Below are 15,209 nucleotides of genomic sequence, written 5' to 3'. Positions count from 1 at the left end.
AACAGAGATTGCCCAAGACCCGGCATGCATGTCGGCCAAGACCCAAAGGAAACGACCATGACCGCCCGTCCCGACTGGATCGCCATCGACTGGGGAACCACAAACCTTCGGATATGGGCCATGTCGGACGATACCGTGCTGGACCGGCGCGAGTCGACAGACGGGATGGGAACGCTGGCGCGGGACCAGTTTGAACCGGCGCTGTTGCGTCTCGCAGGCGATTGGACCGACGGCGCGAGTATTGCGGTGGCCTGCGGCATGGTGGGGTCCCGGCAAGGCTGGGTCGAAGCGCCCTATGTGTCCGTGCCTTGCACGCCGGGTCAGGCGACCCCGGTGATTGCGCCGATGACGACCGACGGTCTGACCGTCTATGTCATCCCGGGGATCAGCCAGACCACCCCCGCCGATGTCATGCGCGGCGAAGAAACCCAGATCGCGGGCTATCTGGCCCTGAACCCGGATTTCGATGGGGTCATCTGCCTGCCCGGCACCCATACCAAATGGGCCCTTGTCAGCGCGGGCGAACTTGTCAGCTTCCAGACTTTCATGACCGGCGATCTGTTTTCCGCAATCGGCGGCCATACGGTGTTGCGCCATTCCGTGCAGTCGGACGACTGGGACAGCGCCGCCTTCGACGCCGGTCTGATCGCGGGCATGGAACGGCCAGAACGGATTGCGGCGCGACTGTTTTCACTTCGGGCCGAGGGGCTGCTGACCGGGCTGCCCGCCGCCGCCGCGCGCGCGCAGCTGTCCGGGCTCTTGATCGGGGCCGAGCTGATTGCCGCGCGGCCCTACTGGCTGGGCCAGAATGTCGCGATTGTCGGCGAAGGGCGGCTTGGCGCGCTTTATCAAACCGCGCTCTCGCGTCAGGGTGTCTCGGCCAGCCAGACCAGCGTCGAAAACGTCACCCTTGCCGGCTTGATCCGGATGTACCGCACGTTGAAAGGATCCGCTCTATGACCCGCAACCTGATCGCGATCCTACGCGGCATTACACCGTCCGAGGCTGCCGATGCCGCTGCCTGCCTGATTGATGCAGGTATCACCAAGATCGAGGTGCCGCTTAATTCGCCCGACCCTTTCGACAGCATCCGCGCCATGGCCGCGGCCCACGGCCAGGACGCGCTGATCGGGGCCGGAACGGTCCTGTCCACCGATGATGTGGGCCGCGTCGCGCAGGCCGGGGGCCGGTTGATCGTGTCGCCCAACTGCGACCAGCGGGTCATCGTCGCCACCAAGACCGCCGGGATGGAAAGCTGGCCGGGGGTCATGACCCCGACGGAATGCTTTGCCGCGCTGAAGGCCGGGGCGGACGGGCTGAAACTGTTTCCCGGCAACCTGCTGGGGCCGGAGGGGCTGAAGGCGATCCGCGCAGTCCTGCCTTCGGGCGTGCCCGTTTATGCCGTGGGCGGCGCGGGACCCGACAACTTTGCCCAGTGGTTCGCGGCCAGCGCTGATGGCTTTGGCATCGGATCGGCGCTTTACAAACCGGGCATGTCCACAACCGATATCGCCGCCCGTGCCCGCGATATCGTGGCCGCCTATGACGAGGCCCGGGGATGATCTACGACGCCACCAATTGCACCCTTGGCGAAGGCCCGCTGTGGCATCCCGAACGGAAGGAACTGTTCTGGTTCGATATCCTTGGCAAGCGCCTGCACCGCAAGGGTCAGCACTGGCGGTTTGACACCTATGTCTCTGCCGCCGGATGGGTGGACCGGGACCGTTTGATTATCGCCTCTGCCCGGGACCTTTTCCTGTTCAACGTCGAAATCGGTGAAACCGAACGCAGCCTGTGCCCGCTGGAGGCCAACAACCCGGTGACCCGGTCGAACGACGGGCGGGCCGACCGGCAGGGCGGGTTCTGGATCGGGACAATGGGGATCAAGGCCGAACCCGGCGCAGGGGCGATCTGGCGTTACTACCGGGGCGAGCTGCGCAAGCTCTATTCCGATATCACCATCTCGAACGCGATCTGTTTCGCGCCCGACGGTGCCACCGCCTATTTCACCGACACACCCACCCGTCAGATCATGCGGGTTACACTGGATGCCGACGGCTGGCCCACAGGCACCCCCGAGGTGCATATCGACCTGACGAGCGAGCGCCTGAACCCTGACGGCGCGGTCGTGGACGCGGCGGGCAACCTGTGGAACGCCCAATGGGGGGCATCGCGGGTGGCCTGCTACGACCCGGTGGGGAAATTCCAGAAGGCCGTCGGCTTTGACGGGTTGCAAACCTCTTGCCCGGCCTTTGGCGGTGACGACCTGACCACGCTGTTCTGCACCACCGCCGCTGAGGGGCTAACTGGCGATGCCGAGGGCCGCACCTATGCCGCTACGGGGCACGGCCCCGGACAGGCCGAACACAAAGTCATCCTTTGAAAGGACCCACAAAAATGAAGCGCACATTGGGCGTCTGCTACTACCCCGAACATTGGCCCGAAGACATCTGGGCCGAGGACGCGGCCCGCATGGCCGAGGTCGGAATCACATGGGTCCGGATCGGCGAATTCGCGTGGTCCCGGCTGGAACCGAAACCCGGCGATCTGCATTTTGACTGGTTGGACCGGGCAATCGCCACCCTTGGCGCGGCGGGCCTGAAGGTGGTTCTGGGTACCCCCACGGCCACCCCGCCCCGCTGGATGATCGACAAACACCCCGACATGCTGGCCGTCGACGCGAACGGACGTCCGCGCAAGTTCGGGTCGCGCCGCCATTACTGTTTCAGCCATCAGGGATACCGCGACGAAAGCCGCCGGATCGTGCGCCTTCTGGCGGAACGCTATGGTCGCAACCCCCATGTCGCCGCGTGGCAAACTGACAACGAATACGATTGCCACGACACGACCCTGTCCTACTCTGATGCCGCCTTGCACGGGTTCCGCGACTGGCTGGCCCAGCGGTATCAATCGCCCGACGCGCTGAACCGGGCCTGGGGCAATGTGTTCTGGTCGATGGAATATGACGATTTCGACCAGATCGACCTGCCAAACCTGACCGTGACCGAACCGAACCATCCGCACCAGCTGGCCTTCCGGCGCTATTCGTCCGACATGGTCGCCGAATACAACCGGATCCAGGTCGAGGAAATCCGCAAGCAGTCCGACGCGCCCATCGCCCATAACTACATGAGCAAGGTCACGACCTTCGACCATTGGAAGGTGGGGGCGGATCTGGATATCGCCAGTTGGGACAGCTACCCGATCGGGTTCCTGTCGGATCGGCTGGACGCGACGGACGATCACCGGCGGGCCTATCTGCGGCAGGGCGATCCGGACAATCAGGCCTTCCATCACGATCTCTACCGCGCCGTCGGGCGGGGCCGCTGGTGGGTGATGGAACAGCAGCCCGGCCCGGTGAACTGGGCCCCGTGGAACCCCGCCCCGCTGCCCGGCATGGTCCGGCTCTGGACGTGGGAGGCCTTTGCCCACGGCGCCGAATGCGTTAGCTACTTCCGCTGGCGGCAAGCGCCCTTTGCACAGGAACAGATGCACGCAGGGCTGCTGCGGCCCGACAGCGCCCCGGCCCCGGCCCATGCCGAAGCGGCGCAGGTGGCTAGGGAACTGGCGGCGATGCCAGGGGCGACGGATGCCGGCCACAGCCCGGTTGCCATCGTGTTCGACTACGAAAGCGACTGGGCGTGGAAGGTGCAGCCGCAAGGCCGCGACTTCGACTATTTCGAACTGGTGCTTTCCGCCTATCGGGCGGTTCGGTCCCTTGGGGTGAATGTCGACATCCTGCCGCCCGATGCCGCCGATCTGTCGGCCTATCGCCTCGTCCTGATCCCTGGCCTCGCGCATCTGTCCGACCCGTTGGAAGCCGCACTGGCCCGGTTCGACGGGCAGGCCCTGATTGGGCCGCGCAGCAATTCCAAGACGGACGAGCTTTCAATCCCGGTGCCCCTGCCCCCCGCCCTGCCGGGGCTGGAAGCAACCGTGACGCTTGCCGAAAGCCTGCCGCCCACGGCCCCGGTTCCGCTCGCGGATGGGGGCAATTTCATCCGCTGGTTCGAACACATTGACACCTCGGCAGAGGTTATCGACACAACAACCGACGGTCGCCCGGCCTTGGTGCGGGCCGACAATGTGCATTACCTTCCGGGCTGGCCCGACCATGAGGCCTTCAAACGGATCGCGGCCGATCTCTGCGCCACCGCCGGACTTGAAACCAACGACCTGCCTGAAGGGCTGCGGATGCGCACCACCTCCACCCATCGGTTCCTGTTCAACTATTCCGCCGAACCGCGCCGCTGGAACAACACCACAATTCCCCCCGCCGGGGTGCATTGGGAGCCGCTGGCGTGACCCTTTTCGGACATCTGTCGGACGGGCGGGCCGTGCACGAGGTAACGCTCGACGCCCACGGAATGCAGGCCCGCATCCTTACCTACGGGGCGATCCTGCGCGATCTGCGGCCTGCGGGGTTCGGCCATTCCGTCACGCTCGGGTCCGACCGCCTGCGCGATTATGAAACGATCATGGATTACTACGGCGCGGTCATCGCCCCGGTGGGCAACCGGATCGGCGGTGCAAAGGCGCGGATCGGCGGGATGGAACACCGGTTCGAAGCGAATGAAAACGGCCAAACGACCCTGCATTCCGGCGCATCGGGCAGCCACCGGAAGGTCTGGGACATCGTCGACCAAAGCGCCTCCCGCGTGACCCTGCAGGTGCTCCTGCCGGACGGGGACGGCGGGTTTCCCGGAAACCAAATCCTGACCGTCCGCTATGACCTCGACACCAAGGGCGCACTGGCCCTCGACATCACCGCCACGACCGACGAACCGGGACTTATGAACGTGGCGCACCACGGATACTGGAACCTGGACGGCACCGACAGCTGGGACGGGCACCGGCTGCGGATCGCAGCGGATCACTACCTGCCGATCGACGATCTGACCTTGCCGACCGGCGAAGTGGCCGATGTGACCGGCACCAGCTTTGACCTGCGGGACGGCCCGGTGTTGCAGCGCGGCGCCCCGGCGATCGACCATAACTTCTGCACCGCGGACACAGACCTGCCGATCCGTAACGTGCTCTGGCTGACCGGGGCAAACGGCCGACAAATGACACTCTCCACCACCGCGCCCGGCCTCCAGGTTTTCGATGGGCGCAATACCGACGATCAGGGGTTCGCCGCCTATGCCGGGCTGGCAATCGAACCGCAGCATTGGCCAGATGCGCCGAACAACCGGCAGTTCCCGAAGATCACCCTGAACCCAGGGCAAACCTACCGTCAGACCAGCCAGTTCCATTTTTCGGCCTGATCTCTCATTTTGCAAAAAAACTCCCGCCGGAGGCGTCCGACGGGACCATTCAGGGCCAAGACCCGGAGGGCGCGTTGCGGCGCCGATTTCTGAAAAGTCGTGCGGCGGCAGCCGCGCCTTTGGATCAGCTTTCCGCTGCCTTGAACCAGGCCACGATGGCCGCCCGTTCGGCAGGTTCCATATAGGACAGGTTTGCCGGGGGCATGGCGTGGGTGACGCCGGATTGCAGATAAATCTCGCGGGCCTGTTCGGCGATCTGCACCTCCGTCTCCAGCATCACACCCTTGGGCGGCCACATCAGCGTGCCGAACACCGGCTCTGCCGCATGGCACATCGAACAGCGGCCCATGACGATCCCCGTGACCTCCTCGAACCCCTCCGCCGCAGCATAGCGTTCGCCCGCCCGTGTCATCGCCGCCTCCTCCTCGTAGTGGTAGGCGGGCTGCGACGACAGCCAGGCGATCACGATGAAGAGGATCACCGTCGCGCCCCAGGTCCAATGCGGGTTTCCGGCGCGGGCGTGCATGGTGTTGAAATAGTGCCGGATCGTCACGCCCATCAGGAAGACAAGGCTGGCGATCAGCCAGTTCCATTCCGTGGCGAAGGCCAGCGGATAGTGGTTCGACAGCATCAGGAAGATGACCGGCAGCGTAAGATAGTTGTTATGGGTCGACCGCTGCTTGGCGATCTTGCCGTATTTCGGGTCGGGCTTGCGGCCCGCCTGAAGGTCGGCCACGACGACCCGCTGGTTCGGCATGATGATGAAGAACACGTTGGCGGACATGATCGTCGCGGTGAAGGCCCCAAGGTGCAACAGCGCGGCGCGGCCCGAGAAGACATTGGTATAGAACAGCGCCATCCCCACCAGCACCACGAACAGGGCCACCATCAGGACCGTCTGGTTGGCGTTCACGAAGGTCTTGCACAGCTGGTTATAGACGATCCAGCCGAAGGCCAGCGAGGCCACCGAAATCGCCGCCCCTTGCCATACGGGGATATCCAGCACCTCGGGGTCGATCAGGAACAATTCTCCACCCAGGTAATAGACCAGGAACAACAGGGCAAAGCCGGACAGCCAGGTCGAATAGCTCTCCCATTTGAACCAAACGAGGCCGTCGGGCATGTTCGCGGGCGCAACCAGATATTTCTGGATGTGGTAGAAGCCGCCACCATGCACCTGCCATTCTTCCCCGTCCGCCCCGCTTTCAAGGTTGCGGTCCCGGTGCAGGCCAAGATCAAGCGCAATAAAGTAGAAGGATGACCCGATCCAGGCGATCGCGGTGATGACATGCAACCAGCGCACCGCGAACTCGGCCCATTCCATCAACAACACGGCATCATACATGGGTGTCCCTCCCCTCAATTCCTTTGACAGAGGCTATAGCAGTCGTCATTTGTTTGTTAATCCGCGTAATCGGGGAACACTTTCAAGGCGAGCCGAAGAATGGCCTATGTCAGCAATATCCGCATGTTCGTCCGGGTCTATGAACTTGGCAGCATGAGCGCGGCCGCGCGGGACCAGCGCACATCGCCCGCCGTGGCCTCGGCCCGGATTGCGGAACTGGAAAAGCATCTGGGCCTGCGCCTGTTCAACCGCACCACCCGCAGCCTGCAACCGACCGAGAACGGGCGCATCTTCTATGATGGCGCTCGCAAGGTGCTGGAGGCGATCGAAGAGGCGGAATCGGCCGTGGCCCAAACCGCCGAAAACCCCCGCGGAACGGTGTTTGTCGCAGCGCCCCTTGGGGTTGGCCGACGGTTCATTGCGCCACATATTCCCGCCTTCAAGGATGAATACCCGCAGATCGACCTGCGCCTGCGCCTGTCGGACCGCAAGATCGACGTTGTCGCCGAAGGGCTGGATATGGCGTTTCACATCGGCCGACTCGAGGATTCGACCCTCAAGGTCCGGCTTGTGGCGGATTGCCCCCGCATCCTTTGTGCCGCGCCCTCCTATATCGACCGGCGCGGAAACCCGGTCGATGGCGAGGCGATCGTCAAGGACGGGCACGATTGCCTGAACCTGCGGTTTCCCGGTGCTACAGAATTCCGCTGGATGCTTCAGACCCCGACCGGCCCCGAGCGTTTCAATATCACCGGACCGTTTGAATCGGACGATGGCGATGTGTTGACCGGCTGGGCGCTGGACGGGCGCGGGATCGTCATGAAACCGATCTTTGAAGTGGCTGATTACCTGCGCGACGGGCGACTTGTGCCGGTGGCAACGGCGACACCGCCCACCGCCACCCAACTGGTGTGCCTGACCCAACACCGTCGCCTGCGCGACCCGAAAATCCGCCTGTTCACGGATTTCATCACGGCGCGGATGCGCGCGGAAATGGCCGCCGCCGTCGACGGCCTTTCGCTCTAGCTGCCCCGATAGGTCGAGAAACTATAGGGCGAGACCAGAAGCGGCACATGGTAGTGCGACGAGGCGTCGGAAATGCCGAACCGGATCGGCACCTCGTCCAGAAAACGCGGCTCGTCCCCCGGCATCCCGGTCTTGCGCAGATAGTCCCCGACATAGAACAGCAATTCGTAACGGCCGGTTCTGAAGTCGTCCACCGGCAGGATCGGCCCATCGGTCCGCCCGTCGTCATTGGTGTGTTTGGTCACCAGATGAACCCAATTGCCGTCCTCGATCCGGTACAGATCAATCTTCATGCCTTTGGCGGGAAGGCCAAGGGCCGTGTCAAGGACATGGGTCGTCAGATATCCGTCAGCCATTATACGCTCCGCTGGTTTTGACGGCACTTATGACCCAGGCCTGCCGCCAGCGCCCATAGTCTGAGCGGTATAGCACCTTCCTGCATTTCTTGAAAATTCTTCCCATGATCTGCGGTATCACAAACGGACAGTCGCGCGACCAACCAGGATACAGGCATGCAACGCTACCCCCGCAACATGATCGGCCATGGCCCGGATGCACCCGATGCGGCCTGGCCTGGTGGGGCAAAGATCGCGGTCAGCCTTGTGCTGAACTACGAAGAGGGTGGCGAAAACTGCACCCTGCATGGCGATGCGGCATCGGAGGCCTTCCTGTCCGACATTCCGGGCGCGGCCCAATGGCCGGGCAAGCGCCATTGGAACATGGAATCGATCTACGAATACGGCGCCCGCGCCGGGTTCTGGCGCCTGCATCGCCTGTTCACCGGGATGGACATCCCCGTGACCATCTACGGGGTTGCCACCGCCCTTGCCCGCAGCCCCGAACAGGTGGCCGCGATGAAGTCCGCCGGGTGGGAAATTGCAAGTCACGGCCTGAAATGGGTCGAACACAAGGACATGCCAGAGGCCGAGGAGCGCGCCCAGATCGCCGAGGCGATCCGCCTGCACACCGAGGTGACGGGCAGCCGTCCGACCGGCTGGTACACGGGACGCTGTTCTGAAAACACCGTGCGGCTGACCGCCGAGGCCGGATTCGACTGGATCAGCGACACTTATGACGACGATCTGCCCTATTGGCTGGAGGTGGGCGACCGGGATCAGCTGGTCATTCCCTACACGCTGGAGGCCAACGACATGCGGTTCGCCACCGCGCCGGGCTACATCGAGGGCGAACAGTTTTTCCAATACCTTAAGGACGCCTTTGACGAATTGTATCGCGAAGGCACCGAAGGCCGGGCCAAGATGATGTCTGTCGGCCTGCATTGCCGCCTGATCGGCCGCCCGGGCAAGATTGCGGGGCTGCGCCGCTTCCTTGACTACGCGCGCGGGCACGAAGGGGTCTGGTTCCCGCGCCGGATCGACATCGCCCGCCATTGGGCCGAGGCCCACCCGCACAAACGTTATGCCCGGCCCAGCCAGATGGACCGCGAGACCTTTGTCACGGCCTACGGTGGCATTTTCGAACATAGCCCTTGGATCGCCGACCGCGCCTTTGACCTTGAACTCGGCCCCGCCCACGACCGTGCCGCGGGGCTGCACAACGCGCTCTGCCGGATGTTCCGCAGCGCCACGGAAGAAGAACGGCTTGGCGTGCTGACGGCCCACCCTGACCTTGCCGGGAAACTGGCGCAGGCCAAGCGGCTGACCGCGGAATCCACGCATGAACAGGCCAGCGCCGGATTGGACGCCCTGACCGACGAAGAACGGGCAACCTTTACCGCGATGAACACGGCCTATGTGGACAAGCACGGATTCCCCTTCATTATCGCCGTCCGCGATCACACCAAGGCTTCGATCCTCGAAGCCTTCGAACGGCGCATCGGCAATGACCGGGACACCGAATTCGCCGAGGCCTGCCGCCAGGTTGAACGGATTGCCGAATTTCGTCTGAAGGATCTCTTGCCGTGACGACCTATGCCTTTCCGCCGGGCGGCCTGCCTGACCAGTCGAAAGACCCCGCCGCTGCCGGGGCCATCTTCACCGAGGCCTATGCCTTCATTCCCGCCGACACGATGCGCGACATCGTCACCAGCCTGCTGCCGGGCTGGGACGGCACGCGCGCATGGATCATTGCGCGCCCGCTGACCGGTTTCGCCGAAACCTTCGCCCAATACGCGGTCGAGGTCGCGCCGGGTGGCGGCAGTGACCGGCCCGAACCCGATGCCGGGGCCGAGGCCGGGATATTCATCGCAGAAGGCGAGATGGTTCTGACGCTGGACGGAACCGCCCGGACCCTACGGGCGGGCGACTACGCCTATATCCCGCCAGGCCGGACATGGACCCTGCGTAACAAGGGCGCGGACCTGCTGAAATTCCATTGGGTGCGCAAACGGTTCATCCCGGCAGAGGGTTTGACCCTGCCCGAGCCTGTCTTCACCTCGGACGCGACCGTCGCCCCGGCAAAGATGCCCGATACGGACAAATGGGCCACGACCCGTTTCGTGGACCCTTCCGACATCCGCCACGACATGCATGTGAACATCGTGACGTTCCAACCGGGCGGGCGCATCCCATTTGCCGAGACCCATATCATGGAACATGGGCTCTATGTGCTTCAGGGTACCGCGAAATACCTGCTGAACCGGGATTGGGTCGATGTGGGGCCGGGTGATTTCATGTGGCTGCGCGCCTATTGCCCGCAGGCCTGCATCGCGACCGGGGACGAACCGTTCCGCTATCTCCTCTACAAGGACGTGAACCGGCATCCAGAGCTGGTCCTGCCATGAACACGCTTCGGATCGAACCGCTGACCGCTGCCGCTTTCGCCCCCTTCGGCGATGTGCTCGAGGCTGTGGGCGATCCGGACAAGTTGATCAATCAGGGCATGTGCGGCCGGTTTCATGACCGGGCGCGGCTGGATTTTGGCCCCGGGGGCCGGGCCGGGATCAGCATCTTCAAGGCAATCCCGCGGGAACTGCCCTATACGCTCGACCTTGTCGAACGGCACCCGGACGGAAGCCAGGCTTTCCTCCCGATGAGCCTTGATCCCTTCCTGATCATCGTGGCCGAGGATGACAACGGCACGCCGGTCAACTTCCGCGCCTTCCTGTCCAGCGAGGGGCAGGGCATCAATTTTCTGCGCAACACCTGGCACGGGGTTCTGACACCGTTACACGCGCCCGGGCTGTTTGCCGTAGTCGACCGGATCGGCGACACGCCGAACCTGCAAGAATATTGGCTAGACCCACAATATGTGGTAGTCAATTAGACGAAGCCCACAACAAAGATAGGGCAATAATAATCAAATCAACACACAAAGGGACTGGTGAAATGACAGATACTTCCTTGGGGACGGCGGAGCAGCTCCGCGATCCCGACTACACCCCTGCGCTGGCACGCGCCGTGCCGCTGGGGATCCAGCATGTGCTGGCCATGTTCGTGTCGAACGTAACTCCCGCGATCATCGTCGCCGGTGCGGCCGGGATCGGGTTCGGCTCTGACCAAGGCTTGCTCGGCTTCCCGGACATGACCTACATGATCCAGATGTCGATGCTGTTTGCAGGCATCGCGACGCTGTTCCAGACGGTCGGTGTGGGGATGGTCGGCGCACGGCTTCCGATCGTGCAGGGCACGTCGTTTGCCTTCGTTCCGATCATGATCCCCGCCGTCGCGGGCCTCGGCACTGCGGGCCTTGCCGGGCTGATGACCGGTGTCATGCTGGGCGGCTTGTTCCATTTCTGCCTTGGCTTCATCGTTGGCCGCATCCGCTATGCCCTGCCGCCGCTGGTGACCGGCCTGATCGTTCTGATGATCGGTCTGGCGCTGGTCCGGGTCGGCATCCAGTATGCCGCCGGTGGCGTCCCCGCCATGGGCACCGAGAAGTTCGGCAGCCTTGCCATGTGGACCCCGGCTCTTGTGGTGGTGATCGTCACCCTTGCGGTGAAATTCTTCACCCGTGGCTTTATGGCCGTTGCCGCTGTGCTGATCGGGATCATCGCTGGCTATGTCGTCGCGCTGATGATGGGGCAGGTCAGCTTTGGCAACGTCGGCCGCGCGGCCGTCTTCGCAATGCCCAATCCGTTCCGCTGGGGGTTCGAACTTAACTGGGCCATCGTCATCGGGATGTGCTTCATGGCCATCGTGTCGGCGATCGAAACCGTGGGTGACGTTTCCGGGATCACCAAGGGTGGCGCCGGGCGCGAAGCAACCGACAAGGAAATCTCGGGCGCGACCTTTGCCGACGGTCTTGGGACCGCAGTTGCCGGTGTCTTCGGCGGCCTGCCGAACACCTCGTTCAGCCAGAACGTCGGCCTTGTCGCCATGACCGGACTGATGTCGCGCCACGTCGTGACCATCGGGGCGATCTTCCTGATCGTCTGCGGCTTCATCCCGAAGATCGGTGCGATCATCAACACCGTTCCGATCAACGTGCTTGGTGGCGGCGTGATCGTCATGTTCGGCATGGTCTGCGCCTCGGGTGTCAACATGCTCTCGGATGTGAAGTGGAACCGTCGCAACATGGTCATCTTCGCGACCGCGCTGTCGGTGTCCTTCGGGCTTCAGCTTGAACCCTCGGCCCTGCAGCATGTCGGCAAGACCCTTCAGATCCTGCTGACCTCTGGTCTTCTGCCCGCCGCGTTCATCGCCATCGTGCTGAACCTGATCCTGCCGGAAGATCTGGGCGACTAGGTCCCGATCAGAAAGTCACGAAATCAGCCCCCGCCGACCTTTCGGCGGGGGCTTTTTATTCGCCTCGAACCGCCCAGTCCATTTGCGCTTCGGTCTCGACCGCGCAGGGCCGAACCTGCCGCAATCGGGCCAGGGCCATCTCCGGCGCCTCGCCTGCGTCGACCATGATCCGCAGGACCGCCATGCCGGACCGGCCGCAACCGCCCTTGCAATGGACCAACACCCGCTCGCCGCGGGACAGGGCCGCGCGGGCCGCCTCTGAAACTTCGGGCCAATGCTGCGCAACATCCTGCTCCGGCGTTCCGAAATCCGCCACCGGCACATGCCGCCACGCGATCCCCGCGTGGGCCAAATCGTCGGCAAGTGTACCTGCGCCCGCCGCCGCCAACTCACCCTCTGTCGTCATGGTGATCAGCAAGGCGGGTGCCCAGCGCAAGATGGCCGCAAGGTCGGACGCATAGTCGCCCGCCCCGCCCGGGATCGGGCAAAGGGCAATCTCTCCGCCCCCGGCACTTACTACATATAATCCAAACTCTGCCATGGGCGCACATTCGGGCGCGGGCGACAGACCGTCAAGCGGGCACCGAAAGCCCGGATCAGGTGGACCTCTGCCCACGCGCCACCTATGCTGACCCGGACCCCGAATCCGACAGGCCCCGATGACCGACATCCCCCTTTCCGACGACGCCACGAAAAAGCCCGCCTATCAGGTGCTGGCCCGGAAATACCGGCCGGAAACCTTTGCAGATCTGGTCGGGCAGGATGCCATGGTGCGGACGCTCAAGAACGCTTTCGAGGCGGACCGGATCGCGCAGGCCTTCATCATGACCGGCATCCGTGGGGTGGGGAAAACCACCACCGCACGGATCATCGCCAAGGGAATGAACTGTGTCGGGCCGGACGGAACCGGCGGCCCGACGACCGATCCCTGCGGAACCTGCGAACATTGCGTGGCGATTATGGAAGGCCGCCATGTGGACGTGATGGAAATGGACGCCGCCAGCCGGACCGGCGTGGGCGACATCCGCGAAATCATCGACAGCGTGCATTACCGGGCGGCCAGCGCCCGCTACAAGATCTACATCATCGACGAGGTTCACATGCTGTCGACGAGCGCGTTCAACGCGCTGCTGAAGACGCTGGAAGAACCGCCCGCCCATGTGAAATTCATCTTTGCCACGACAGAAATCCGCAAGGTGCCTGTCACGGTCCTGTCGCGCTGCCAGCGGTTCGACCTGCGCCGGATCGAACCCGAAGACATGATCGCCATGTTGCGCCGGATCGCCACCGCCGAGAGCGCTGAAATCACCGATGACGCACTGGCCCTGATCACCCGTGCTGCCGAAGGGTCGGCCCGCGATGCACAGTCTTTGCTGGATCAGGCGATTTCCCACGGCGCGGGCGAAACCACGGCCGATCAGGTCCGCGCGATGCTGGGCCTTGCCGACCGGGGCCGCGTGCTGGACCTGTTCGACATGATCCTGCGCGGGCGGGCCACCGAAGCGCTGACCGAGCTGTCGTCGCAATATGCCGACGGGGCCGACCCGATGGCGATCTTGCGCGATCTGGCCGAGATCACCCATTGGGTCAGCGTGATCAAGATCACCCCCGACGCTGCCGAAGACCCGACCGTGTCACCCGATGAACGCGCCCGTGGACAGGCAATGGCGGCGGACCTGCCGATGCGCGTTCTGACCCGGATGTGGCAGATGCTGCTGAAAGCCTTGGAAGAGGTCGCAATGGCCCCCAACGCGATGATGGCCGCCGAAATGGCCGTTATCCGGCTGACCCATGTGGCAGACCTGCCGACCCCGGATGAACTGGTCAAGAAACTGCGGGACGCGACCCCGCCGCCGCCCGGCCCCGGCGGAGGTGGCGGTGCACACACGTCGGGCAGCGGCCGGACCGAGGCGATGGGCACCCCTGCCGCGACCCATACCGGCCCCTCCGGCCCGTCGGCCCATGCCGGCAATGCCGTGCGCGCACTGGACACGGAACAGGCCCTTGCCCGCTATCCGACGTTTGAAGCCGTGGTGGAACTGATCCGCGCCCATCGGGACGTGAAACTTCTGGTCGAGGTGGAAACCGGCATCCGATTGGTGAAATACAGCCCCGGCCGGATCGAGTTTGAACCAGCGCCGGGCACAGACAGCACCCTTGCCCAGAAACTTGGCGCACGGCTTCAGGCCTGGACTGGAAACCGCTGGGCCATCACGGTCGTGAATTCCGGTGGGCAGCCCACCATTGCCGAGGTCCGCGACGCCGCCGAAACCGCCCTGCGGGCCGAGGCGGAAAGCCACCCTTTGGTGCAGGCGGTGCTGCGTGCCTTTCCCAAGGCTAAGATCACCGAAATCCGGACCGAGGCCGAAAAGGCGCAGGAAGCCGCGGAAGAGGCCCTGCCCGAGGTCGAAGATGAATGGGACCCGTTTGAAGAGGGTTGACCCCTTGTCGCGCCCGCCTCCGGCCCGTATCTGACGGGCAACGCCGTCTAAGGAGACGAAGAAATGTTCAAAGGAATGGGCGGTCTTGGCGATATGGCCAAGATGATGAAAGCGGCCAAGGACATGCAGGGCAAGATGGCCCAGATGCAGGACGACCTGGCCAATGTCACGGTCACGGGCGAAAGCGGCGCCGGTCTGGTCAAGGCGACAGCAACCGCCAAGGGCGAACTGACGGCGCTGGACATCGACCCGTCGATCTTTTCCGCCGACGACAAGGAAATGGTCGAAGACCTGATCCTTGCCGCGATCAAGGATGCCCAGCAAAGGGCCAGCGACAAGGCCGCCGAGGAAATGCAGAAGATGGCGCAGGATCTTGGCCTGCCGCCGGGCATGAACCTGCCGTTCTAGGTCGCAATAACTTTGGCACTTCGAACCAATGCGGCATAGCGAAGGGCGCAGCCATTCGTGGGCCGCACACCAAAGC

15 protein-coding genes are annotated in these 15,209 nt (G+C 63.8%); 12 read left to right on the top strand and 3 right to left on the bottom strand.

The genetic code is table 11. From position 1 onward, the window contains the following. The first annotated feature begins 57 nt into the window (after positions 1-57). Genes U3648_RS01285 through U3648_RS01265 form a run of 5 tightly spaced genes read left to right on the top strand, consistent with a single transcriptional unit; the run spans position 58 to position 5,267 of the window. Complete coding sequence (locus tag U3648_RS01285) at positions 58-960, top strand: 2-dehydro-3-deoxygalactonokinase (protein ID WP_420857428.1); 903 nt, start codon at positions 58-60, stop codon at positions 958-960. Beyond that, the gene (locus U3648_RS01280; RefSeq protein WP_420857427.1) at positions 957-1,562 is read left to right on the top strand and encodes a 2-dehydro-3-deoxy-6-phosphogalactonate aldolase; all 606 of its coding nucleotides are present in this window, start codon (positions 957-959) and stop codon (positions 1,560-1,562) included. Before U3648_RS01285 ends, U3648_RS01280 begins: the two co-directional genes overlap by 4 nt. Then, positions 1,559-2,383, top strand: a complete 825-nt coding sequence (locus tag U3648_RS01275) for an SMP-30/gluconolactonase/LRE family protein (RefSeq protein ID WP_420857426.1) — start codon at positions 1,559-1,561, stop codon at positions 2,381-2,383. The genes U3648_RS01280 and U3648_RS01275 overlap by 4 nt, the downstream gene beginning before the upstream one ends. Positions 2,384-2,397: 14 nt before the next feature. Then, a complete protein-coding gene (locus U3648_RS01270) occupies positions 2,398-4,305 on the top strand; it encodes a beta-galactosidase (protein ID WP_420857425.1) in 1,908 nt (635 codons plus the stop codon). Beyond that, positions 4,302-5,267 carry an aldose epimerase family protein gene (locus tag U3648_RS01265; protein WP_420857424.1) on the top strand — a complete coding sequence of 322 codons (966 nt, stop codon included), beginning with the start codon at positions 4,302-4,304 and terminating at the stop codon, positions 5,265-5,267. Before U3648_RS01270 ends, U3648_RS01265 begins: the two co-directional genes overlap by 4 nt. 124 nt (positions 5,268-5,391) lie before the next feature. Here the strand turns inward: U3648_RS01265 and U3648_RS01260 are convergent, their stop codons facing one another. Next, positions 5,392-6,612, bottom strand: a complete 1,221-nt coding sequence (locus U3648_RS01260) for a urate hydroxylase PuuD (RefSeq protein WP_420857423.1) — start codon at positions 6,610-6,612, stop codon at positions 5,392-5,394. Between the two features lie 99 nt (positions 6,613-6,711). On the opposite strand from U3648_RS01260, the gene U3648_RS01255 reads away from it, so the two are divergent. Then, positions 6,712-7,638: a LysR family transcriptional regulator gene (locus U3648_RS01255; protein WP_420857422.1), complete on the top strand. Its 927-nt coding sequence runs from the start codon at positions 6,712-6,714 to the stop codon at positions 7,636-7,638. On the opposite strand, the gene uraH is transcribed toward U3648_RS01255, so the two are convergent. Continuing rightward, entirely contained in the window at positions 7,635-7,994 is a 360-nt protein-coding gene (gene uraH, locus U3648_RS01250; protein ID WP_420857421.1) for a hydroxyisourate hydrolase, read from the bottom strand. The genes U3648_RS01255 and uraH overlap by 4 nt on opposite strands. 156 nt (positions 7,995-8,150) lie before the next feature. Here uraH and puuE point away from each other — a divergent pair, with 156 nt between their 5' ends. The 4 genes from puuE (at position 8,151) to U3648_RS01230 (ending at position 12,284) form a co-directional block, all read left to right on the top strand. After that, entirely contained in the window at positions 8,151-9,563 is a 1,413-nt protein-coding gene (gene puuE, locus U3648_RS01245) for an allantoinase PuuE (protein ID WP_420857420.1), read from the top strand. Continuing rightward, the gene (locus U3648_RS01240; RefSeq protein WP_420857419.1) at positions 9,560-10,381 is read left to right on the top strand and encodes a bifunctional allantoicase/(S)-ureidoglycine aminohydrolase; all 822 of its coding nucleotides are present in this window, start codon (positions 9,560-9,562) and stop codon (positions 10,379-10,381) included. Before puuE ends, U3648_RS01240 begins: the two co-directional genes overlap by 4 nt. Beyond that, the gene (locus tag U3648_RS01235; protein WP_420857418.1) at positions 10,378-10,863 is read left to right on the top strand and encodes an ureidoglycolate lyase; all 486 of its coding nucleotides are present in this window, start codon (positions 10,378-10,380) and stop codon (positions 10,861-10,863) included. The genes U3648_RS01240 and U3648_RS01235 overlap by 4 nt, the downstream gene beginning before the upstream one ends. A 62-nt stretch (positions 10,864-10,925) precedes the next feature. After that, positions 10,926-12,284 (top strand): uracil-xanthine permease family protein, encoded by a 1,359-nt coding sequence (locus tag U3648_RS01230; RefSeq protein WP_420857417.1) that lies wholly within the window; start codon positions 10,926-10,928, stop codon positions 12,282-12,284. A 55-nt stretch (positions 12,285-12,339) separates the two neighbouring features. Here U3648_RS01230 and U3648_RS01225 read toward each other — a convergent pair whose 3' ends face one another. Further along, positions 12,340-12,825, bottom strand: a complete 486-nt coding sequence (locus U3648_RS01225; RefSeq protein ID WP_420857416.1) for a protein-tyrosine phosphatase family protein — start codon at positions 12,823-12,825, stop codon at positions 12,340-12,342. Positions 12,826-12,943: 118 nt separating this feature from the next. Between U3648_RS01225 and U3648_RS01220 the strand changes: the two genes are divergently transcribed. Continuing rightward, on the top strand, positions 12,944-14,725 hold the full coding sequence (locus U3648_RS01220; protein WP_420857415.1) for a DNA polymerase III subunit gamma/tau: 1,782 nt from the start codon (positions 12,944-12,946) through the stop codon (positions 14,723-14,725). 63 nt (positions 14,726-14,788) lie between these two features. Further along, positions 14,789-15,133: a YbaB/EbfC family nucleoid-associated protein gene (locus tag U3648_RS01215; RefSeq protein WP_420857414.1), complete on the top strand. Its 345-nt coding sequence runs from the start codon at positions 14,789-14,791 to the stop codon at positions 15,131-15,133. Positions 15,134-15,209: the final 76 nt, after the last annotated feature.

It is taken from the genome of Marivivens marinus (assembly GCF_035969385.1).
In the GTDB taxonomy this organism is placed as follows: domain Bacteria; phylum Pseudomonadota; class Alphaproteobacteria; order Rhodobacterales; family Rhodobacteraceae; genus SELP01.
This window is presented reverse-complemented; position numbering and strand designations above follow the sequence as displayed.

Bases quoted from the DNA above. Each gene is read 5' to 3' on its own strand.
- U3648_RS01215 (WP_420857414.1), top strand. From the start codon at position 14,789: ATGTTCAAAGGAATGGGCGGTCTTGGCGATATGGCCAAGATGATGAAA.
- U3648_RS01255 (WP_420857422.1), top strand. From the start codon at position 6,712: ATGGCCTATGTCAGCAATATCCGCATGTTCGTCCGGGTCTATGAACTT.
- U3648_RS01230 (WP_420857417.1), top strand. From the start codon at position 10,926: ATGACAGATACTTCCTTGGGGACGGCGGAGCAGCTCCGCGATCCCGAC.
- U3648_RS01270 (WP_420857425.1), top strand. From the start codon at position 2,398: ATGAAGCGCACATTGGGCGTCTGCTACTACCCCGAACATTGGCCCGAA.
- U3648_RS01275 (WP_420857426.1), top strand. From the start codon at position 1,559: ATGATCTACGACGCCACCAATTGCACCCTTGGCGAAGGCCCGCTGTGG.
- U3648_RS01285 (WP_420857428.1), top strand. From the start codon at position 58: ATGACCGCCCGTCCCGACTGGATCGCCATCGACTGGGGAACCACAAAC.
- U3648_RS01260 (WP_420857423.1), bottom strand. From the start codon at position 6,612: ATGTATGATGCCGTGTTGTTGATGGAATGGGCCGAGTTCGCGGTGCGC.
- U3648_RS01225 (WP_420857416.1), bottom strand. From the start codon at position 12,825: ATGGCAGAGTTTGGATTATATGTAGTAAGTGCCGGGGGCGGAGAGATT.
- puuE (WP_420857420.1), top strand. From the start codon at position 8,151: ATGCAACGCTACCCCCGCAACATGATCGGCCATGGCCCGGATGCACCC.
- uraH (WP_420857421.1), bottom strand. From the start codon at position 7,994: ATGGCTGACGGATATCTGACGACCCATGTCCTTGACACGGCCCTTGGC.
- U3648_RS01220 (WP_420857415.1), top strand. From the start codon at position 12,944: ATGACCGACATCCCCCTTTCCGACGACGCCACGAAAAAGCCCGCCTAT.
- U3648_RS01235 (WP_420857418.1), top strand. From the start codon at position 10,378: ATGAACACGCTTCGGATCGAACCGCTGACCGCTGCCGCTTTCGCCCCC.
- U3648_RS01280 (WP_420857427.1), top strand. From the start codon at position 957: ATGACCCGCAACCTGATCGCGATCCTACGCGGCATTACACCGTCCGAG.